This is a genomic window from Nonomuraea sp. NPDC023979, assembly GCF_040639085.1.
In the GTDB taxonomy this organism is placed as follows: Bacteria; Actinomycetota; Actinomycetes; order Streptosporangiales; family Streptosporangiaceae; genus Nonomuraea; species Nonomuraea ceibae.
This window is the reverse complement of sequence record NZ_JBEZZG010000015.1, coordinates 13,783-34,167: the sequence shown is the minus strand read 5'-3', so window position 1 is coordinate 34,167 and position 20,385 is coordinate 13,783. Positions and strand designations below refer to the sequence as shown.

At 73.2% G+C, this 20,385-nt stretch carries 17 protein-coding genes; 11 read left to right on the top strand and 6 right to left on the bottom strand.

All coding sequences use genetic code 11. From position 1 onward, the window contains the following. Positions 1-44: 44 nt before the first annotated feature. From AB0G11_RS25115 to AB0G11_RS25105, 3 genes are all read right to left on the bottom strand, one after another. Positions 45-827: a maleylpyruvate isomerase family mycothiol-dependent enzyme gene (locus AB0G11_RS25115; protein WP_357588556.1), complete on the bottom strand. Its 783-nt coding sequence runs from the start codon at positions 825-827 to the stop codon at positions 45-47. Positions 828-896: 69 nt separating this feature from the next. Next, positions 897-3,467 (bottom strand): glycosyl hydrolase family 18 protein, encoded by a 2,571-nt coding sequence (locus AB0G11_RS25110; protein ID WP_357588554.1) that lies wholly within the window; start codon positions 3,465-3,467, stop codon positions 897-899. Positions 3,468-3,544: 77 nt separating this feature from the next. Further along, positions 3,545-3,940, bottom strand: coding sequence for an ester cyclase (locus tag AB0G11_RS25105; RefSeq protein ID WP_219508341.1), 396 nt, complete (start codon positions 3,938-3,940; stop codon positions 3,545-3,547). Positions 3,941-3,993: 53 nt separating this feature from the next. Here AB0G11_RS25105 and AB0G11_RS25100 point away from each other — a divergent pair, with 53 nt between their 5' ends. Then, positions 3,994-5,091, top strand: a complete 1,098-nt coding sequence (locus AB0G11_RS25100; protein WP_357588552.1) for a PrsW family intramembrane metalloprotease — start codon at positions 3,994-3,996, stop codon at positions 5,089-5,091. 48 nt (positions 5,092-5,139) lie between these two features. Beyond that, on the top strand, positions 5,140-5,763 hold the full coding sequence (locus AB0G11_RS25095) for a pyridoxamine 5'-phosphate oxidase family protein (protein ID WP_219508343.1): 624 nt from the start codon (positions 5,140-5,142) through the stop codon (positions 5,761-5,763). Here AB0G11_RS25095 and AB0G11_RS25090 read toward each other — a convergent pair. Further along, on the bottom strand, positions 5,760-5,918 hold the full coding sequence (locus AB0G11_RS25090) for a hypothetical protein (RefSeq protein WP_357588550.1): 159 nt from the start codon (positions 5,916-5,918) through the stop codon (positions 5,760-5,762). The genes AB0G11_RS25095 and AB0G11_RS25090 overlap by 4 nt on opposite strands. Before the next feature lie 453 nt (positions 5,919-6,371). On the opposite strand from AB0G11_RS25090, the gene AB0G11_RS25085 reads away from it, so the two are divergent. The 3 genes from AB0G11_RS25085 (at position 6,372) to AB0G11_RS25075 (ending at position 8,832) form a co-directional block, all read left to right on the top strand. Further along, positions 6,372-7,484 (top strand): MFS transporter, encoded by a 1,113-nt coding sequence (locus AB0G11_RS25085; protein ID WP_357588548.1) that lies wholly within the window; start codon positions 6,372-6,374, stop codon positions 7,482-7,484. Between the two features lie 72 nt (positions 7,485-7,556). Further along, complete coding sequence (locus AB0G11_RS25080; RefSeq protein WP_219508345.1) at positions 7,557-7,808, top strand: hypothetical protein; 252 nt, start codon at positions 7,557-7,559, stop codon at positions 7,806-7,808. Positions 7,809-7,908: 100 nt separating this feature from the next. Continuing rightward, positions 7,909-8,832 carry a DMT family transporter gene (locus AB0G11_RS25075; RefSeq protein WP_308125900.1) on the top strand — a complete coding sequence of 308 codons (924 nt, stop codon included), beginning with the start codon at positions 7,909-7,911 and terminating at the stop codon, positions 8,830-8,832. Here AB0G11_RS25075 and AB0G11_RS25070 read toward each other — a convergent pair. Together AB0G11_RS25070 and AB0G11_RS25065 are read right to left on the bottom strand one after the other, a co-directional pair. Beyond that, positions 8,829-9,605: a DoxX family membrane protein gene (locus tag AB0G11_RS25070; protein ID WP_357588546.1), complete on the bottom strand. Its 777-nt coding sequence runs from the start codon at positions 9,603-9,605 to the stop codon at positions 8,829-8,831. The genes AB0G11_RS25075 and AB0G11_RS25070 overlap by 4 nt on opposite strands. 35 nt (positions 9,606-9,640) lie before the next feature. Then, positions 9,641-11,170, bottom strand: a complete 1,530-nt coding sequence (locus AB0G11_RS25065; RefSeq protein WP_219510300.1) for an MFS transporter — start codon at positions 11,168-11,170, stop codon at positions 9,641-9,643. Positions 11,171-11,333: 163 nt separating this feature from the next. On the opposite strand from AB0G11_RS25065, the gene AB0G11_RS25060 reads away from it, so the two are divergent. From AB0G11_RS25060 to AB0G11_RS25035, 6 genes are all read left to right on the top strand, one after another. Then, complete coding sequence (locus AB0G11_RS25060; protein ID WP_357588544.1) at positions 11,334-12,230, top strand: haloalkane dehalogenase; 897 nt, start codon at positions 11,334-11,336, stop codon at positions 12,228-12,230. Between the two features lie 64 nt (positions 12,231-12,294). After that, the gene (locus AB0G11_RS25055) at positions 12,295-14,634 is read left to right on the top strand and encodes an AAA family ATPase (protein WP_357588542.1); all 2,340 of its coding nucleotides are present in this window, start codon (positions 12,295-12,297) and stop codon (positions 14,632-14,634) included. Between the two features lie 126 nt (positions 14,635-14,760). Further along, positions 14,761-15,747 (top strand): ABC transporter permease, encoded by a 987-nt coding sequence (locus tag AB0G11_RS25050; RefSeq protein ID WP_219510296.1) that lies wholly within the window; start codon positions 14,761-14,763, stop codon positions 15,745-15,747. Continuing rightward, positions 15,744-16,649: an ABC transporter permease gene (locus AB0G11_RS25045; protein WP_357588540.1), complete on the top strand. Its 906-nt coding sequence runs from the start codon at positions 15,744-15,746 to the stop codon at positions 16,647-16,649. The genes AB0G11_RS25050 and AB0G11_RS25045 overlap by 4 nt, the downstream gene beginning before the upstream one ends. Further along, a complete protein-coding gene (locus AB0G11_RS25040) occupies positions 16,646-18,673 on the top strand; it encodes an ABC transporter ATP-binding protein (protein WP_219510294.1) in 2,028 nt (675 codons plus the stop codon). Before AB0G11_RS25045 ends, AB0G11_RS25040 begins: the two co-directional genes overlap by 4 nt. 11 nt (positions 18,674-18,684) lie before the next feature. Further along, positions 18,685-20,370 (top strand): ABC transporter family substrate-binding protein, encoded by a 1,686-nt coding sequence (locus AB0G11_RS25035; RefSeq protein ID WP_246646121.1) that lies wholly within the window; start codon positions 18,685-18,687, stop codon positions 20,368-20,370. Positions 20,371-20,385: the final 15 nt, after the last annotated feature.

Genomic DNA, 20,385 nt, shown 5'->3' with positions numbered 1-20,385 from the left:
GATCCGGGCGCGCCCGGGTCCCCGGCCCATGCGGGCGCGGGCGCTCAGAGCGGCGGGACGAGGGTGAAGTAGCGCTCGAGCAGGGCCCGGTCGCCGCGCACCGCGAGCCGGTCGGCGCTGACGCGCTGCCACAGCCAGAGCATCAGGTCCGAGGCCGTGCCGCTGAGCTCCACGTCGGCGGGCCCCTCGGTGAGGCGCACGTCGTCGCCGTCGAAGCGGACCGTCCACGTGCCGGGCCCGTCGCCGCGGCGGAAGGCGTACGTCTCGCCCGTGCCCGGCGGAGCCTGCGCCATCGCCCGGCGCAGCGGGGCCATGACCTCGAAGGTCTGTCCGATCGCGTCGGCCGCCAGCGAGCCGTCCACGGGCCGGGCGGTGGCGGGGGCGGCGGCGTCCTCGGCGTCCCAGCGGTGGACGGCGGCCTCGATGGCCTGCATGCGGAGCCAGAAGCCGACGCTCTGGTCCTGCGACCACGTCCACACCCGGGTGCCGGGCCCGGCGCTCGCGAACTGCCCGGCCAGGGCGGCGGCGCCCTCGGCGAACCAGGTGACCAGGCTGTCCGGCAGCGGGCCGGTCGTGGGGGTGTGGCCGGGCCTGGGCCAGCCGGTGGTGTCGGCGGGCAGGGCGAGGACGGCCGGGCCGGGCGAGGCCGGCGGCTCGGTGAGCCGGTTCGCGATCAGGTGGGCGACGTGGCGGTGCACGCCGCCCAAGTGCCGGACGAGGTCGGCCACCGCCCAGCCGGGGCAGGTCCGCACCAGGGCGGCACCGGCTGAGCGGGCGGCGGCGGCGAAGGCGGTGGTCTCCTTGCGGAAGTGCGCGAGGTGGTCCATGCCTCCGACTCTCGCACGAGCGGACGGCCGGTGGCGGGTGCCCGGAATTCACCCGCCACCGGCACGCTTCTACTGGCGCAGGCCGGCGTCCAGCGCGTTGGTGAGGGTGCCGGAGGCGGTGTCGCCCGACATCTCCCACACCATCGCGCCGAGCAGGCCCTTGCTCTTGAGCCAGGCGGTCTTCTTCTGGATCGACCAGACGTCGTCGAAGCTCCACCACTGCCCGTTGTTGCCGGTGTAGCAGTAGGTGGCGACCGCGGCCTCGTCGTGCCTGACCGTGCAGCCGGGCACCGAGGCGAGCAGGTTGCTGTAGCCGCGGGTGCCGGCCTCCTCCTGGAACTGGCCGGGAGCGGCCCCGACGGCCGACTGCCACTCGCCGAACTTGCCGCCGTCGGCGACCTGCTGCCAGCCGCGGCCGTAGTAGGCGAGCCCGATGGTGATCTTCCTCGGGTTGACCCCCGCGTCCAGGTAGACGTCGACGGCCTTCTCCACGCTGAAGTCCGGGTTGTACGGGCTGTCGGCGTCGAGGTAGAGGTTGCCCTGGTGGCCGGTTCGGTTCGGCTCCCAGGAGTTGTCGCTGCCGGCCCCGTGGAAGTCGTAGCCCTGGACGTTGAAGATGTCCAGATATTTCGCGACTTCGGGGAGGTCCCAGCCGGCCTCGATCTTGACCGGGTCCGCCGGGGTGAAGGCCGTCAGGTCGTAACGCTTGCCCGTGGTCTGGGTGAGCGCGTCGAGCTGCCGCCTGAACTCGGCGATCAGCAGCGTGTTGTTCTCCTTGTCCTGCGGGCTGATGTGGTTGCCCGGGTGCCCCTCGGCGCCCGGCCACTCCCAGTCGAGGTCGATGCCGTCGAAGATGCCGGCCCCGGTCCCCGGACCGCCCGCCGCGTTGTACACGGGCAGGTTGCCCTTGATGTAGATGTCGATGCAGGACGAGACGAACTTCTTGCGCGCCGCGTCCGTGGCCGCGACGTCGGAGAAGTACTTCGAGTACGTCCACCCGCCCAGCGAGATGAGCACCTTCAGGTGCGGGTGCTTGGCCTTGAGCTTCTTGAGCTGGTTGAAGTTGCCGCGCAGCTTCTCCCATCCGGTGTCGGCCACCCCGTCCACCGACTGCGCCGAGCTGAACGGCCTGCCGTAGTCGGCCTCGGCGTCACCGGCGCCGTCACCCTGGTTGGGGTCCTGCGGGTTCTGCGTGGTGCCCTTGGTGACGCCCTGCAGACAGGTCAGGTTGACCGGGTCGATGTTGGCGAAGGCGTAGTTGATGTGGGTGAGCTTGGCCGCGGCCCCGCTCGTGTCGAGGTTGCGCACGAAGTACTGGCGGCCGTAGATGCCCCACTGGACGAAGTAGCCGACGCGGGCGTGCCCGTTCTCGACGATGTCCGCGGTGGTCACCTCGACGGCGGCGCTGGCCGGCGACATGTTGTCGTACAGGTCCCTGGCCTTGACCGTGAACGTGTACTTGGTGGACGGCGACAGCCCGGAGACCGTCGCGGTGGTCCCGGTGACGGTGGTCGCCAGGGTGGTGCCGGTGTAGACCTCGTAGCTGGCCACGCCGGAGTTGTCCGTGGCGGCGTTCCAGGCGAGCGTGACGCTGGAGGAGGTCTTGCCGGTGCTGCGGAGGTTGCCCGGGGCGGTGGGCGCCTGGGTGTCGTCCGCCGGGTTGTTGGTCCGCACGGTCACCGGCGAGGAGGCCGGCGAGAGCGTGCCTTTGCGGTCCTTGGCCTTGACGGTGAACGTGTAGGAGGTGTTGGGGGTCAGGCCGGTGATGGTCGCGGTGGTGCCGGTGACCGTGGTGGCCCGCTCCGTGCCGTTGTAGACCTCGTACCCGGTGATCGGCAGGCTGCCGGGGGTGGCGGCGTCCCAGGCCAGGGAGACGGTCTTGGTCGTCTTGACCGGGGAGCGCAGGTTGCCGGGCGCGCCGGGCGGCGCGTCGGGGGTGCCGTCGCAGTTCACGTCGTTGATGCGGCAGCTCGTCGGCTCGGCGCCTGACCTGCTGACGGTGAACGCCGGGCTGTAGGGCTCGGTGGTGCCGCCCGCCGCGACGTTGGTGTTGTAGTGGGCGGGGGTGAGGGTCACCGTGCGGCCGGTCTGGCTGAGCGAGCCGTTCTGCGCGTTGCTCGCGGTGACGCCCTCGGGCAGGTCGAAGACGATGGACCAGCCGTTCAGCGCGGCGGTGCCGTTGTTGGCGACGACGAACTTGGCCGAGCTGCCGGTGACCTCGTACGTGGCGCTGACCGGCGGCGGGGCGGGCGGTTCCTCACCGGTGCCGTCGCAGTTGGCCCGGTTGATCGTGCAGTTGGCGGGCTGGGCGGCCGCGCTCAGCGAGAACTTGGGGCTGAACGGCTCGGTGTTGCGGCCCGGCTGGATGGTGTTGATGTAGTAGGCGGGGGTGAGCGTCACCTTCGTGCCGGTCTGGCGGAGGGTGGCGTTCTGGGGGCTGCTCGCGGTGACCCCGGCGGGCAGGTCGAAGACGATCGACCAGCCGGTGACGGAGGTCGTGCCGGGGTTGCTGACGACGAACGTCCCGGTGGTGCCGGAGAGGGAGAAGACGGCGACGAGGCGGCTCGCTGCCTGCGCGGGAAGAGCGCACAGGGCGACGATCACGAGCACGGCGATCAGGGGGGCGGCTAATCGGCGCACGTACGGAACCCTTCTTTAAGGAAAGTTTCCTAACAATTACGCGGATCGTAAGCCTCTCTGACCCGTCTGGCAAGGGGTCAGCCCATGCCGAGCAGCCTGGCGAAAGTCTGGACGTCGGAGATGATCCAGTATTCGGCGAACCGGCCGCCCTCGGCCCGCAGGAGATCGTGGCCGCTGAAGGCGATCCGGGTGCCCGGCGCCGCCGACGCGCCCGGCATGCCGCCCCGGTAGGAGCCGGCGAACGTCCACCTGGCCGCCACCAGGTCGCCGTCCACCACCGGCCCCACGTCGAGCGTGACGGACACGTCGCCGAACGGCTCGTGCCCCTGTCGCAGCACCTCCACCAGCTCCGCCGGGCCGCGCACCTCCCGGCCCGGCCAGTGCCCGGCGAAGTCCGGGGTGACCAGCTCGTGGGCGAGCTCGAAATCGCCGTTCCACATCTCCAGCAGCCAACGCTCATACAACATCCTCATGACCACTCACTACCCCGCAAGTGAACGGCAACCGGGCCCGCCATAGTGGGTGCATGACCGTTCCGACACGCTCCGTCATGCTCGCCCAGCGTCCCAGCAAAGCTTTGATCATCGCCCTGGTGATCTCCAGCCTGCTGGCGCTCGGCGTGCTCGTGGTGCTGCTGGTGGCCGGCGGTCCCGCCGGGTTCGGCCTGTCGGCCGTGCTGGCCGTGGCGCCGCTGCCCGTGCTGCTGGCGGCCGTGCTCTCCCTCGACCGGCTGGAGCCCGAGCCCAAGCTCCACCTCGCCTTCGCCTTCGCCTGGGGCGCCGGCGTGGCCGTGGTGATCGCGATCGCGCTCACCGTGGCCGGGCAGGCGCTGTTCGCCCGCGCCGGCTACGGCACGCAGACCGTCGACGCGATGGGCGCCGTCTTCCTCGCGCCGGTGATCGAGGAGGCGCTCAAGGGCGCGGCGCTGGTGCTGCTCCTGCGCCGCCGCCGGGAGATCGACGGGCTGACCGACGGCATCGTGTACGCGTCCATGGCCGGACTCGGATTCGCCGCCGTGGAGAACGTCGGCTACTACCTGACGGCGTTCGGCGAGGAGGGCGTCGGCGCGGCCCTCCAGCTCTTCGTGATCCGCGGGCTGATCGACCCCCTCGGGCACCCCATCTACACCTCGCTCATCGGGGTCGGGGTCGCGTACGCGCTGACCCGGCGCAACGCCGCCCGCTACGCCGCGATCCCGCTCGGCTACCTCGGCGCGGTCTTCCTGCACGGGCTCTGGAACGGCGCGGCCGTCACGGGCTCACTCGCCTGGCTCGGCGGCGCGTACCTGGTGATCATGGTGGCGCTCGTCGCGCTGATCGGGATCACCGCGCGCGAGCGCCGCCACCTGGTCGCCCGGATGGGCGCCTACCTGCCCGGCTACGAGCGGACCGGGCTGGTCACCGACGCCGACATCCGCATGCTGACCAGCATCCCGGCCCGCCGGACCGCCCGCCGCCAGGCCAGGGCCGCCGGGCTCGGCCGCGCGATGAGCGACTACCAGCAGGCGGCCACCGAGCTCGTCATGCTCCACCTGCGCGCCGAACGGGAGCACCCGCCGCCCGACCGGTTCGCCGCCGAGCGCGACCCGCTGCTCAACGCGATGGCGGCGGCCCGCCGCTGGTGATGTGAGGGGCCCTGCGACAATGGTCGCCGGCCCCCGAAGGGAGAACAGATGAGCTGGGCGGAGATCCGGTCTGAGGACGAGCTGCGCGAGCTGCTGGGCGAGGTGATGCCGCGAGCGGCCACCAAGGAGCGCACCCGCCTGCACGAACGTGACCGCCAGTGGCTGGCGGCCTCACCGTTCTGCCTGATCGCCACCTCCGACGCCGACGGCAACTGCGACGTCTCGCCCAAGGGCGACCCCGCCGGATTCACGTATGTGATCGACGACAGCACGATCGCCATCCCCGATCGCCCCGGCAACCGCAGGGCCGACGGGTTCCGCAACATCCTGTCCAACCCGCACGCCGGGCTGATCTTCTTCCTGCCGGGCCGCAACGAGACGCTGCGCGTCAACGGCCGGGCCCGGCTGATCCGCGAGGCGCCGTTCTTCGACGAGATGATCGTCAAGGGACACCGGCCGAAGCTGGCGCTCGTCGTGGAGATCGAGCAGATCTTCTTCCACTGCGCCAAGGCGCTCATGCGCAGCGCCCTGTGGAAGCCCGAGCAGTGGGGCCCCGACCCGCTGCCCTCCCACGCCGCCCTCGTCAAGGAGGTGCAGGTGACGCAGGAGTCGCTGGCCGAGCTGGAGTCCTACTACGCGGAGGCCTCCTACACCAAGAAGCTCTACGGCTAGGCGGCCGGAGCCGGGCCGCCGGGGAAGCGGATCACGTTGCGGCCCGTGTAGGCGCGCAGGTCGACGACCTTGGGATCGCGTCCCTGGACATGGCGGCGGCCTGCCGAGCCGATGTCGCGGATCTTGTGCCTGGCGACGCGCGGCGGCACTGCCACTAGCCTCTTCAACGTGAGCCCCCCGTGATGTTCTTGTTACCTATGTTATCTACAGATACCTCTGTAAGACGGGTGTAAGCGGTGTGTCAGTAGGGAAGTCGGCGGCCTGACGGAGTCCGCAGGTCGGCGTCCGTGTTCTGGTCCGCGTTCTGATCCGTGTTCTGGTCCGGGCGCCGGCTGCTCGCCGGCTTGCTGATCCGCACTCGTCGCATCGTCGGCCCCTTCCCCGGTGGTCACAGCGCGAGTGTGCGCCGTGCCGCTTGACGGGTGGTTGCCGACAACCTAGCGCCCGCTTGCGGGGCCGCTCAAGGCATTTGCGGGTCCGCGCCCCTTTCTAGGGGCTGCCGGGCGGCGCGCAGGCGGAGAGGGCCGCTGGGTCAGCGCACACCTCCGGAATCGGGCGGGTTCGTGCACGATGACGGTTCCGGGCGGCCGGATGTGACAATCCAGGGGATGAGAAATCCGCTCCCGCCGCTCGTCGCCGTGTGCGCGGCCTGGGGCGTCTTCTGGGGGTCCTGGTCGGCGCTGCTGCCCGCGGTCAAGGAGCACCTCGGCACGTCCACGGCCGGCCTCGGGCTGGCGCTGGCGGCCACGCCGGTGGGCGCGATCCCGGCGATGGCGCTGGCCGGGCGGCTGGCCCGGGGGCGCGAGCGGGGCGCGCTGGCGCTGTGCTCGGCCCTGTTCGCGCTGAGCGTGCTGGCCGTCGGCCGGGTCGACACGCCCGCCCAGCTCGCGGCGGCGCTGCTCGCGGTCGGCGCGACGAGCGGCGCGCTGGACATCGCGCTCAACCTGGCCACCGGCCGGGCCGAGCGCGAGAGCGGGCGCGGGCTCTTCCAGCCGGTGCACGCCGCCTTCCCCGTCGCGGTCATCGTCGCCGCGCCCGCCACCGGCCTGGCCCGCGACCTCGGCGCCGGGACGACGGCGGTGCTGGTGACCGCCGCCGCGATCATGCTGGCCGCGGCGGCGACGGCGCTCGCCCTGCCGCCCGGCCGCGGCCCGGCCCCCTCCGGCGGCGACGGGCACCGGCGGCGCTGGACGGCGGCGGTCGTGCTCGGCGTGCTCGCGGCCGGGGTGCTCGCCGTCGAGAACGCCGTCGAGCAGTGGTCGGCGCTGCTGCTGGAGACCCACCAGGGCGCCTCGCCGCTGCTGGCCGGCGCCGCACCCGCCGCCTACATGGCCGCGCTCACCGCCGGCCGGCTCCTCGTGCACGCCCTCCCGCGCCTGCCGGAGCGCGTCCTCTACCTGGTGGCGGGCCTCGGCGGAGGCGGCGGCATCGCGCTGGCGGGCCTGGCCGGGACGCCCGCCCTGTCGCTGGCGGGGTTCGCGCTGACCGGGCTGGCACTGGGCCCGGTGGTGCCCGCCATGCTCAGCCGCGCCGCAGCCGGCGACCCCACCGGCACGCAGGTCTCCGCCCTGTCGGCCATCTCCTACACCGGCTTCGTGGTCAGCCCGCTGCTCATGGCCGCGCTCGCCGCCTGGCTCGGCCTGCCCGCCGCGCTCGCGGCCATCGGGCTGCTGGCGCTGCCGCTGGTCGTCCTGGCCGTCGCTTCCCAGGGTCCTGAATAGGGCGCCGCATCGGGGAGAGGAAACCCTTGAGCGCGGAATGCCACCGGCGCTCCGAGATCAAGGGGGATCACCATGGCCGTCTGCGAGAACTGCGGCAACGACTACGACATGTCCTTCGAGGTGCACGCCCAGGGCGCGGTGCACACGTTCGACTCCTTCCAGTGCGCGATCCAGGCCATGGCGCCGATCTGCGAGCACTGCGGCACCAAGGTCATCGGCCACGGCGTCCAGTCCGGCGAGCACTGGTACTGCTGCGCCCACTGCGCCCGTCAGGAAGGCACCCGCGGCATCGTCGACCGCGTCATGGCCGGCGCCAGTGCCTGAGGGCGCTGTGGCGCGACCATAAATAGGGAAATATCCCTATCGTTTTGGATCTGTGTGGGTCGTTACGCTCCTCCTGGTTCTGATGACAGGGAGGGCGCGGGTGCGCGGCAACGGAGCAGGGAGGTGGCTGCCGGCGTTCCTGGTGCTGGCGGCCGTCTGGGGGAACAGCTTCTTCTTCATCAAGGTCGCCGTCACCGAGCTGCATCCGCTGCAGGTGTCGTTCGGGCGGATGGCCGTCGGCGCCGCCGTGCTGCTCGCCGCGCTGGCCGTCAGCCGCCGCGCGCTGCCGCGCGACCCCCGGCTGTGGGGCCACTTCCAGGTCGCGTCCGTGGTGCTGACCACGCTCCCGTTCACGCTGTTCGCCTACGGGGAGCAGTACGTGTCCTCCGTCGTCGCGTCGATCTGGAACGCGACCACGCCGCTGTGCACCCTGGCCTTCACGCTGCTGCTGCGGGCCGAGAAGCCGACCGCCGGGCGGATGGCCGGGCTCGGCGCCGGGTTCGCGGGCGTGATGGTGGTGCTGGGCGTGTGGCAGCCGATCAGCGGCGGGCAGCTCGGCGGCAGCCTCGCCTGCTTCGGAGCTGCCCTGTGCTACGGGATCGGGGGCGCGTACCTGGGGCGGTTCGTCACCGGGCGGCGCAGCGAGCCGCCGGTCGTGCTGGCCACCGGGCAGCTCCTCAGCGGGACCGCGCAGCTCGGGGTGATCACGCTGCTGGCCGGGGTGCCGCTGGTCGACACCGACGTGACCGCGGACGTCTGGTGGAGCCTGCTGGCGCTCGGCGGGCTCGGCACCGGGGTGGCGTACCTGCTGCTCTACTGGGTGCAGAAGCAGGCCGGGGTGACCACGACCTCGACCGTCACGTACCTGCTGCCGGTGTTCGCGGCGCTGTCGGGCGTGCTCGTGCTGGACGAAGGCCTGACGTGGAACCAGCCGGTCGGGGCGCTGATCATCCTGGCGGCCATCGCGCTCACCCAGGGCGTGATCAGGCCGCTCAAGAAGCGCGCCCCGGCGCCGGCCGCCTAGTCGGCCGAGGTCGTCCGGCGGCCCCGCGTCGGCGGCTTCTTCCGCCCGGCCACCAGCGTGTCGCCGGGGGAGGAGCCGGGCTCACCGGCGGGATCGGGGTTCGTGCGGCCGGGTCGCGGGTGCGGAGCCGTGTCGTCCGGCGCGGGCTCGGCCGAGGGCTTGCCCCTGGCCGCCGGCGCGCCCTTGGCGGCGGGCGGCGTCCTGGGCGGTGTCCTGGGCGGCGGCGCGGGGTCGTCGGCCTGCTCCGGCGCGGTGGCCGGGCGCGATGGAGTGGTCGGGTGCGAGGGGGTGGACGGGCGCGGCGGGGCGTCAGGGTCGCGCAGGCTGGCGATGACCGCGTCGGCCTCCTGGTCGGCCGCGAACTCGCCGGCCGCCTCCGACTCCCTGCGCCGGATCACCACCATGTGGTCCACCGAGAGCCGCCCCGCGCCCACCACGGCGAGCAGCAGCGAGGTCGCCCCCAGCAGGATGAGCTCGTTGACCGTGATCGGGTTGAGCGGCGGCGCGACCGTCAGCACGGCCACGGCCTCGGCGAACAGGATCAGCCCCATCACCGACACCAACAACCCGGCGATCAGCAGCGCACCGCCGATCAGCTCGGTCATCATGGTGATCGTGGCCCAGGCCCGCGGTGCGGGGGCGCCCTGCGACTGGAACTGGATCCCGGTCTGGGCCAGGCCGATCTCCAGCTTGCGCCAGCCGTTGGCGAAGAAGATGCCGCCCACGCCCACACGGGCGACGAGCGCGGCGAGATCACGGAGGGCCTGTCTCACGGTTGTTGTCTGCCCTAATCGGGACATCACACACCTCAATCACGGCGCAGCAGCATGGCCACGGCGACGGCGGTCAGGCTGAGCAGGACGACGCTCACGACCACGGTCGTGTGCAGGGCGTTGACGAAGGCCCAGCGGGCCGCGTCGAGCAGCGCGTGGCCGGCGCTGCCGCCGACCCGGTCGGCCACGTGGGCGGCGCCGGCGAGCGACTGCCTGGCCTGGTCCATGTCCGCACCGGGGACGCCGGGCACGGCCGGCAGCGCGGGGGCGTACACGATGGTGGTGATCGTGCCGAGCACGGCGACGCCGAGACCGGCGCCCAGCTCGTAGGCGGTCTCCTCGATCGCGGCGGCGCCGCCCGCCTGGGACTCGGGGGCCGCCGACATGATCGTGTCGGACGCGGCCAGCAGCGCGACCTGGACGCCGAACCCGATGCCCACGAAGCAGCAGGCCAGCATGACCGGATGGCTCTCGACGCCCCAGGTCAGCGTCGGGGTCAGGGAGAGCGCGACGAGGCCGAGGCCGCCGCTCATCGTGGCGCGCATGCCGAGGCGGGGCAGGAGGTGCGCCGCCGCCAGCCCGCCGGCGACGGCCGAGACGACCAGCGGCAGCATCCGCAGCGCCGCCCGGATCTCGCTGTCGCCCAGCACGAGCTGCAGGTACTGCGCCAGCATGAGCTGCAGCCCCACCAGCGCGAACACGCCCAGCAGCACCCCGGCGACCCCGGTGGTGAACGCCCGCCGCCGGAACAGGCCGACCTCCAGCAGCGGCGCGGCCAGCCGGGTCTGCCGCCTGACGAACCACACCAGCAGCGCCACCCCGGTCAGGAACACCGCCACGGCCGCGCCGAACGGCATCAGGCTGCCCGAGCCCGCCTCCTTTAGCCCGAACGCCAGCGCCAGGATGCCCAGCACCGACAGCGCGGCGCTGGGCGCGTCCCACGGGTGACCGGCGCGCCCGCGCGACTCCGGCAGCAGGCGCACGGCGGCGGGCAGCAGCACGAGCAGGATCGGCACGTTGACCAGGAAGACCGCGCCCCACCACCAGCCGACGAGCAGGCCGCCGACCAGCGGGCCCACGGCCGCCCCCGCGGCGGCCACGGCGCTCCACACGCCGAGCGCGATCGTCCGCTCGCGCCGGTCGGTGAACACCTGGCGGATCAGCGACAGCGTGGCCGGCATGATCATCGCGCCGCCGACGCCGAGCGCCGCCCTGGACAGGATGAGCGCCAGCGGCGTGGTCGACAGGGCCGCCGCGGCCGAGGCCAGGCCGAACAGCACGAACCCCGCCAGCACCAGCCGCTTGCGCCCGTAGCGGTCGCCGAGCGAGCCGAACATGATCAGCAGCGGGGCCACGACCAGCGAGTAGACGTCCACGATCCACAGCAGTTGCACCGCCGACGGCTCCAGGGCGGCGGTGAGCGCGGGGACCGCGATGTGCAGGACGGTGGCGTCGACCGTGATCAGCAGCAGGCTCAGGCAGAGCAGGACCAGGACGGCCCAGCGGTTGTCCCGGGGTTCGTGGTCGGCGCGGCGGGCGAGGGGCGCGGCCTGGGTGACGGTCATGGACCTCCTTGCAGGCCGATCCGTGCGCAAGCGGGCCCGCATGAACTTGCGTGGCAGCTTAGGCCATGTCACCCGATGGGTGTAGCGGTATCGGTTGATCCGGAATACCGTTCGCGGCCCGATCCCTGGGCGGCGCTGGGGCCGCTGCATAGAATCTTGTTCTATGCGAATCCTCCGCACCCCCCACGACCGATTCGCCGATCTGCCCGGATTCCCGTACGAGGCCCGCTACGCCGACGTGGGCGACGGACTGCGGATGGCCTACGCCGAGGCGGGTCCCGCCGACGGGGAGCCGGTGGTGCTCCTGCACGGCGAGCCGTCCTGGTCGTACCTCTACCGCGACGTGATGCGCGAGCTGGCCGCCGCCGGGCTGCGCGCGATCGCGCCGGACCTCATCGGCTTCGGCCGCTCCGACAAACCGGCCGAACAGGGCGACCACAGCTACGCCCGGCACGTCGAGTGGACGCGCGCCCTGCTGTACGACGCGCTCGGCCTGACCGGCGTCACCCTCGTCGGCCAGGACTGGGGCGGGCTGATCGGCCTGCGCCTGGCCGCCGAGCACCCCGGACGCGTGGCCAGGATCGTCGCCGCCAACACGGGGTTGCCGACGGGTGACAATCCCATGCCGGAGGTGTGGCACCGGTTCAAGGACGCGGTGGCGTCCGCGCCGGAGCTGGACATCGCCAGGTTCGTCCAATCGGGCTGCGCCACGAAACTGCCGCCGAAGGTACGCGCCGCCTACGACGCCCCCTTCCCGGACGAGTCGTACAAAGCGGGCCCACGGGCGATGCCCGGCCTCGTGCCGTACGCGCCGGACAACCCCGCCTCGGCCGCCAACCGCGCCGCCTGGCAGGTCCTCACCACGCTTGACCGGCCCTTTCTCGTCGCCTTCTCCGACGGCGACCCGATCACCGCCGGGATGGCGCCCGTCCTGCGCCGGTCCATGCCGGGGGCGGCCGGCCGCGCCCATCCGGTCATCACGGGCGCCGGCCACTTCCTCCAGGAGGACGCGGGCGCCGAACTCGGCCGGCACATCGCCGCTTTCGTCAGCTCCACCTAGCGTGTCAGGTCCGCCCAATCGACGGCCCGGTGCGGTATAACCAGGGGCGGACCGGGGAGGCGTGATGCAGGAGTCCAGCAGGACCCGGGCGGCGGGGCGGGCCGCGGTGCGGGATCTGTTCGAACAGGTGCGCGTGCGCTATTTCCGGCTTCCGCCGGCCGCCCGCCGGGTGATGTACGTGGTCGTCCTGGTGGGCTCCGTCGGTCTGTCGGTGGCGCTCGGTGGCGCGCCGGACAAGACCTTCTTGATCACGTTTGCGGTGCTCTCTTTCGTCGCGCTGGCGCTGCACTTCCCGCGCGCTGCCGCGACGCTGCTGGTGGTGGCCGCATGGGCGTGCCTGCTGCCCGTATTCGAAGTGCTGTTTCAGGCACCGTTCACCGCGACGCTGCTCCTGCTGCTGGCGCTGCCGGTGGCCGCGGGGGCGCACCTGATCCGGTGGGTGGCGCCCTGGGTGACGGCGCTGCTGGCGCTGGTGCCCGCCGGGGCGCTGGCCGCCGCCGTCTCGCTGGTCTCCGAGAGCCTGGCCGTCTGGGTCGCCTACGGCGCCGCCGCCGCCGTGCTCGGCTACCGCTTCCTGCTGGCCCGCCGCGCCAGGTCCGAGCTGACCGCCGAGGAGCAGGTCCGCGTACGGGCGCGCGAGGGCAGGCCGGAGCCGGTGGCCGACAAGGCGCCCGCGCTGCCGCAGATCTCCGTCGAGGAGGCGCTGGCCGAGCTCGACGGCATGATCGGGCTGGCCCCGGTCAAGGAGCAGGTCCGCTCGATCGCCGCCTCCATCGAGGCGTCCCGGCTGCGCGCCGAGGCGGGCTACACGGCCGGGCGTCCCACCCGCCACTTCGTCTTCCTGGGCCCGCCCGGCACCGGCAAGACCAGCGTGGCCCGTACCCTCGCGAAGATCTTCTACGCGTTCGGCCTGCTGGAGACCCCGTACGTGGTCGAGGGGCAGCGGGCCGACCTGGTCGGCGAGTTCCTGGGCGCGACGGCGATCAAGACGAACGAGCTGGTCGACCGGGCGCTCGGCGGCGTGCTGTTCATCGACGAGGCGTACGGCCTGATCAACTCCTCCGACGGCCAGCCCGACCGGTTCGGCGCGGAAGCCGTGCAGACGCTGCTCAAGCGGGCCGAGGACGACCGCGACCGGCTGATCATCATCCTGGCCGGCTACGAGCAGGAGATGACCGCGTTCCTGTCCAGCAACCCCGGCCTGGCCAGCCGCTTCGCCACGCGTGTGCGCTTCCCCACCTACTCCGCCGGGGAGCTGGCCGAGATCACCGAGCTGCTCCAGCGGCAGCGCGGCGACACCATGCGCCCGGAGGCCAGGGCGGCGCTGCTCGGCATGTTCGAGGACGTGCAGCGGCGCGGCCTGGTCGACGAGCTGGGCAACGCCCGGTTCGCGCGCAGCCTGGTCGAGGCCGCCGCCCAGGCCCGTGACGTGCGCGTGGTCGGCGCGGGCGGCACTCCGACCACCGAGGACCTGGTGACGACCACGACCGCCGACGTGACCAAGGCGTTCGACGAGCTGACGGCCCGCTTCCGCGGCTACGTGGCCACGCCCACGCTGGAGGAGGCGCTGGCCGACCTCGACAGGATGGCCGGGCTGGCCCCGGTCAAGCGGCAGGTGCACGCGATCGCCGCCCAGCTCCAGGTGGCCCGGATGCGCCAGGAGCGCGGGCTGCCGACGCCGCCGCAGATGCGCCACTTCGTGTTCGTCGGCCCGCCCGGCACCGGCAAGACGACCGTCGCCCGCGTCGTGGGCCGGGTGTTCGCCGCGCTCGGCCTGCTGGCCCGGCCCGACGTGGTCGAGGCGCACCGCGCCGACCTGGTCGGCCAGCACCTGGGCGCGACGGCGATCAAGACGAACGAGCTGGTCGACCGGGCGCTCGGCGGCGTGCTGTTCATCGACGAGGCCTACAGCCTGGTCAATCCCGGTTACTCGGGCGGCGACGCGTTCGGCGCCGAGGCCGTGCAGACGCTGCTCAAGCGGGCCGAGGACGACCGCGACCGGCTCGTCATCGTGCTGGCCGGCTACCAGCGCGAGATGGACGTCTTCCTGGCCTCCAACCCCGGCCTGGCCAGCCGGTTCAACCAGCGGGTGACCTTCCCCAGCTACGCGCCGCGCGAGCTGTCGGAGATCGCCGTGCTGCTGGCCGAGCAGGCGGGCGACCGGTTCGACGAGGAGGCGCTGGGCGACCTCGACGAGGTGTTCACCTGGGTGTGCGGCGAGCGGCTGATCGACGGGCTCGGCAACGGCCGCTTCGCCAGGTCGCTGTTCGAGCGCGCGGCCATGCGCCGCGACGTGCGGCTGGCCGCGCTGGCCTCGCGCGGCGAGTCGGCCAGCTCCGCCGACCTCACCACGATCACCAGCGACGACGTCCGCACCGCGGTCGACGAGCTCTCCGGCCGCTGACCGCCCCGCCGAGGGGTCTGACCAGGGCTTTCCGGACGTTAACCAGACGCCCCCTTGACATGTGCCTGCGCCCGGATGGTCGCGGAATGTAGCACGATGGCCACACGCCGTTCGTAAGGGGGGACGATGGCGGGGTTCCTGGCCCGCAGGCTGCTCGGCTCGGTCGTGCTGGCCGCCGTCGCCGCCAGCCTCGCCTACCTGCTGGCCGCCGCCGCCCTCGACCCGCGCGCCAACTACGCCGGGCGCACCCCGCAGCCGCCGCCCGCCGCCGTCGACGCCCAGCTCGCCGCGCTCAACCTGAACGACCGCACGCCGCTGTTCGAGCGCTACCTGACCTGGGCGGGCGGGGTGCTGCGCGGCGACTTCGGCAGGAGCGTGACGGGCTCGCCGGTCGGCGACGACCTGCGGCGGCGGGCCGGTGTCACGCTGCGGCTGGTCCTGCTCGGGCTGGTGTGCGGCAGCGTGCTCGGCGTCGCCGCCGGGGCCGCCGCGGCGGCCAGGCAGTACGGCTGGTTCGACCGGCTGTCGGCGGGCCTGGCCTACCTGCTGCTGGCGATCCCCGTCGTGGTGCTGGCGAACGTGGCGATCCTGGGCGGCACCTGGGCCAACGACCACCTGTTCGGCCGCCGGGTCCTCCTGGTGGGCGGTGAGCGGTCCGCCGGGCTCGACGCCGGGCTCTGGGCGGGGCTGCTCGACCGGCTCCAGCACCTGATCCTGCCGACCGTGACGCTGTCGCTCGGCCTGATCGCGGTCTTCAGCCGCTACCAGCGCAACCTGATGCTCGACGTGCTCGGCGCCGACTACCTGCGCACCGCCAGGGCGAAGGGGCTGAGCAGGCGGCGGGCGCTGGTCCGCCACGGGCTGCGCACCGCGCTCATCCCGGTCGCGACCTACTTCGCCTTCGTGTTCGGCACGCTGCTCACCGGCGCCGCCTTCACCGAGAAGATCTTCGGCTGGCACGGGCTGGGGGAGCGGCTGATCAGCGCCGTCTTCACCAACGACGTCAACACCGTCGCGGCGATCTCGTGCCTGGCCGCGCTGGCCGTGCTGTGCGCGTCGCTGGCCGCCGACCTGCTGCACGCCGCGCTCGATCCCCGGGTGAGGGCGGGATGACGCTCTCGGAGGAGGAGGTCGCCGGCGAACTCGGCCCGGCAGTGGCCGCGCCGCCGTCCCGCGGGCGCGTGCTGGCGCTGCGCTTCCTTGCCTCCCGGCAGGGGCGGGCCGGAGTCGCGGTGCTGGCGCTGATGTTCGCGCTCGCGTTCGCCGGGCCGCTGCTCACCCCGTGGTCCCCCGCGGACAAGGACTTCACCGCGTTCCTGGCGCCGCCGTCGCCCCGGCACTGGTTCGGCACCCTGCAGACCGGCGCCGACGTGTACGCGGTCACGCTGTGCGGGCTGCGGCGGTCGCTGATCGTCGGCCTGCTCGCCGCCTTGGTGTCGACCGCGCTGGCCGCGCTCGCGGGGGCGTTCGCCGGCTACTTCGGCGGCTGGACCGACCGGGTGCTCGGCTGGGCCGCCGACCTGCTGCTCGCGCTGCCCGCCTTCCTCGTCCTGGCGATCATGTCGCCGTTGTTCGGGGCGGGGCAGTGGCCGCTGTTCGTGATCGTGCTGGCGCTGTTCCTGTGGATGGTCACCGCCAAGATCGTCCGGGGGATGACGATCTCGCTCAGGCAGCGCGAGTTCGTCCGGGCCGCCCGCTACCTCGGCGTCCCGCCCGTGAAGATCATCTTCTCGCACGTGCTGCCCAACCTGTCGTCCCTGCTCATCGTGGACGCCACCGTCAACGTCAGCGCCGCCATCCTCGCCGAGACGTCCCTGTCGTACTTCGGCCTCGGCATCCAGCCGCCCGACGTGTCGCTCGGCACGGTCATCGCCGACGGCTCCCGGACCGCGATCTACGCGCCGTGGACGTTCTGGTTCGCCGCCGGGCTGCTCGTCGTCACCGTGCTCGCGGTCAACCTGGCCGGCGACGCGCTGCGCGACGCCTTCGACCCCGCCGCGAAGGGGCCGCGATGAGCCCGGTCCTGGAGGTCGACGGCCTGGAGGTCGCCTTCGGCGACGTGCCCGTCGTGCGCGGCCTCAGCTACGAGGTGCGTGCCGGCGAGGTGCTCGGCATCGTCGGCGAGTCCGGCGCGGGCAAGTCCGTGGCCGCCGCCGCCGTGCTCGGCCTGCTGCCGCCCGAGGCCAAGGTCGCCGGCTCGGTGCGGCTGCACGGCCGCGAGCTCGTCGGCGCCTCCGAGCGCGAGCTGGCCCGCGTACGGGGCCGGTCCGTGTCGATGGTGTTCCAGGACCCGCTGTCGGCGCTCACGCCCGTCTACCGGGTCGGCGACCAGATCGCCGAGGCGGTGCGCGCCCACCACCGGGTCACCCGCGAGCAGGCCGCCGTCAAGGCCGTCGACCTGCTCGACCTCGTCGGCATCCCCGACCCGGCCCGCCGCGCGCTCGCCTTCCCGCACGAGTTCTCCGGCGGGATGCGCCAGCGCGCGCTCATCGCCATGGCCGTCGCCAACGACCCCGACGTGATCATCTGCGACGAGCCCACGACCGCGCTCGACGTCACCGTCCAGGCCCAGGTGCTGGAGGTGCTCAAGAAGGCGCAGCGCCGGACCGGCGCCGCCATCGTCCTGATCACCCACGACCTCGGCGTGGTCGCCGGCTTCGCCGACCGCGTCCTGGTCATGTACGCGGGCCGCCCGGTCGAGGTCGGCGACGTGGACGACGTCTACTACCGCACGCGGATGCCGTACACCGCGGGCCTGCTCGGCTCGGTGCCGCGCGTCGACGGCGGCGGGAGGCGGCCGCTGGTGCCTATCGAGGGCGGCCCGCCCGAGCCCGGCAGGCTGCCGCCGGGCTGCCCGTTCGCGCCGCGCTGCCCGATGCGGGTGGAGGCGTGCGACGACCGGGAGCCGCCGCTGTTCGAGGTCGGGGCCGGGCACCGGGCGGCCTGCATCCGCTGGGCCGACGTGCACAGGGCCGACGTCCGCCGGGACGGCGCCGAGCGGCCCGCGCCGCCGCGCGAGCCGGTGACCCGCCGCCCGCGCACGGTGCTGGAGGTCGAGGGCCTGGTCAAGCGCTACCCGCTGACGCGCGGCACGCTGTTCAGGCGGCGGACCGGCACCGTGCACGCCGTGGCCGGGATCAGCTTCGACATCCGCGAGGGCGAGACGCTCGGCCTCGTCGGCGAGTCGGGGTCGGGCAAGACCACGGCGCTGACGCAGATCCTGGAGCTGGCCAGGCCCGAGGAGGGCCGCATCGTCGTCCTCGGCCGCGACACCGCCCGGCTCACGCCCGCGCAGCGCGCCGCGATCCGGCGCGACATGCAGGTGGTCTTCCAGGACCCGGCGGCCTCGCTCGACCCGCGCATGACCGTCCACGACATCCTCGCCGAGCCGCTGCGCGCCCACCGCCGGGGCGCGCCCGAGGGCCGGGTGGCCGAGCTGCTCGCCCTGGCCGGGCTCGACCCCGCCTGCGCCGCCCGCCACCCGCGCGAGCTGTCCGGAGGCCAGTGCCAGCGCGTCGCCATCGCCCGCGCGCTCGCCCTCGAACCCCGGCTGCTCGTCCTGGACGAGCCCGTCTCCGCGCTCGACACGTCGATCCGCGCGGGCGTGCTCAACCTGCTCGGCGCGCTGAAGGACCGGCTGGGCCTGTCCTACCTGTTCGTCGCGCACGACCTGGCCGTGGTCCGCCACCTGGCCGACCGGGTCGCCGTCATGCAGCTCGGCAGGATCGCCGAGATCGGGCGCGCCGAGGCCGTCTACGCCAGCCCGGCGCACCCGTACACGCAGGCGCTGCTGTCGGCGGTCCCGCTGCCCGACCCGGTGCGCGAACGCTCGCGCGAGCGCATCCTGCTCGACGGCGAGCCGCCCAGCCCGGCCGACCCGCCGTCGGGATGCCGGTTCCGTACCCGATGCCCGACCTTCCGGGGCGTGCTGACGGCCGAGGAGCGCAGCCTGTGCGTCGAGACCGAGCCCGAGGTGCGGCCGCTCGGCGAGGACCAGGCCGCCGCCTGCCACTACGCCGAGAAGCTCGCCGTCGTCTGACAGGAGTACCGTTGAAAGCAACTCATTTCGTGGCCGCCGCGACCGCGGCGCTGGCGCTGGCGGCGTGCGGCGGGGGCGGCGCCGTGGTCGTCCGGCCCACCGGAGACGCGGTGATCAAGGCGTCCGACCTCAACCCCGTGCCGCGCGAGCGGGTCAAGGACGGCGGCACGCTGCGCTGGGGCGTCAACGAGTTCCCCGCCCAGTGGAACAGGCACCACGTCGACGGCCACCTCGCCGTGGCGGCGGCCATCACCGACGCGCTGCTGCCGCGCCCGTTCGTGTCGGACGACAGGGCGCGCATCTCCGTCAACCACGCCTACCTGATCGACGCCCGGGTCACCGCCACCACGCCCAAGCAGGTCGTCACCTACGAGCTGAACCCGCGCGCCCGATGGTCCGACGGCAGGCCCATCACCTGGGCCGACTTCCGCGCCCAGTGGCAGGCGCTGGACGGCGGCGACCCGGCCTTTCACATCGCCTCCTCCACCGGCTACCAGGACATCGAGAGCGTCGAGCGGGGCCGCGGCGACCACGAGGTCGTGGTGACGTTCGCGCGGCCGTTCGGCGACTGGCGGGCGCTGTTCGGGCCGCTGCTGCCCGCCTCCGCCAACGCCACGCCCGAGGCGTTCAACACCGCCTGGCTCAACCGCATCCCCGTCACCGCCGGGCCGTTCAAGGTCCAGGGCATCGACCAGACCGCCAAGACCGTCACGCTCGTGCGCGACGACGCCTGGTGGGGCGACCGGGCCAAACTGGACAGGATCGTCTTCCGGGCGGCCGAGCAGGACTCGCTCATCGGCATGTTCGGCAACGGCGAGCTCGACCTGGCCGACATCGGCCCGTCCGCCCCCGACCACGCCCGCGCCGCCGCCACGCCAGGCGCCGAGGTCCGCCGGGCCGCCGCGCCCGACTTCCGCCACTTCACGCTCAACGGCTCACGCGGGCCGCTCCGCGACCTGCGCGTCCGCCAGGCCGTCCAGCTCGGCCTCGACCGGGAGGCCATCGCCCGCTCCGACCTGCGCGGCCTCGACTGGCCGAGCACCCCGCTCAACAGCCACTTCTTCATGACCACCCAGCAGGGCTACCGCGACAACGCCGGCGACCTCGGCGCCCACGACCCGGCACGCGCCGCCCGGCTGCTCGACGAGGCGGGCTGGCGGCTCGACCGCCGCACCGGCCCGGTCCGGCACAAGGACGGCCGTCCGCTGGAGCTCACCTTCGTGGTGCCGTCCGGCGTGCAGATCAGCAAGTCCGAGGGCGAGCTGGCGCAGAACATGCTCGCCGCGATCGGGGTGAAGCTCGCCATCCGGGCCGTGCCCAGCGACGACTTCTTCGCCAAGTACGTGATCCCCGGCGACTTCGACCTCGCGCCGTTCGCCTACATCGGCACCCCGTACCCGGTGTCGAGCAGCTACGGCGTCTACGCCCACGCCGCCGACGGCAAGACGTGGAACGCCAACTTCGGCCGCACCGGCTCGGCCGACATCGACGCCGCCATGGCCCGCGCCGCCCGCAGCCTCGACCCGGACGAGGCCCGCGCCGAGGCCAACACCGCCGACCGGCTCATCTGGCAGCAGGTCAACGTGCTGCCCCTCTACCAGCGGCCGCAGCTCGTCGCCGCCCGGCAGAACCTGGCCAACGCGGGCGCCCGGGGGTTCCAGACGCTGCGCTACCAGGACATCGGCTACACCCGCTGACGCGGACTGTCGGCC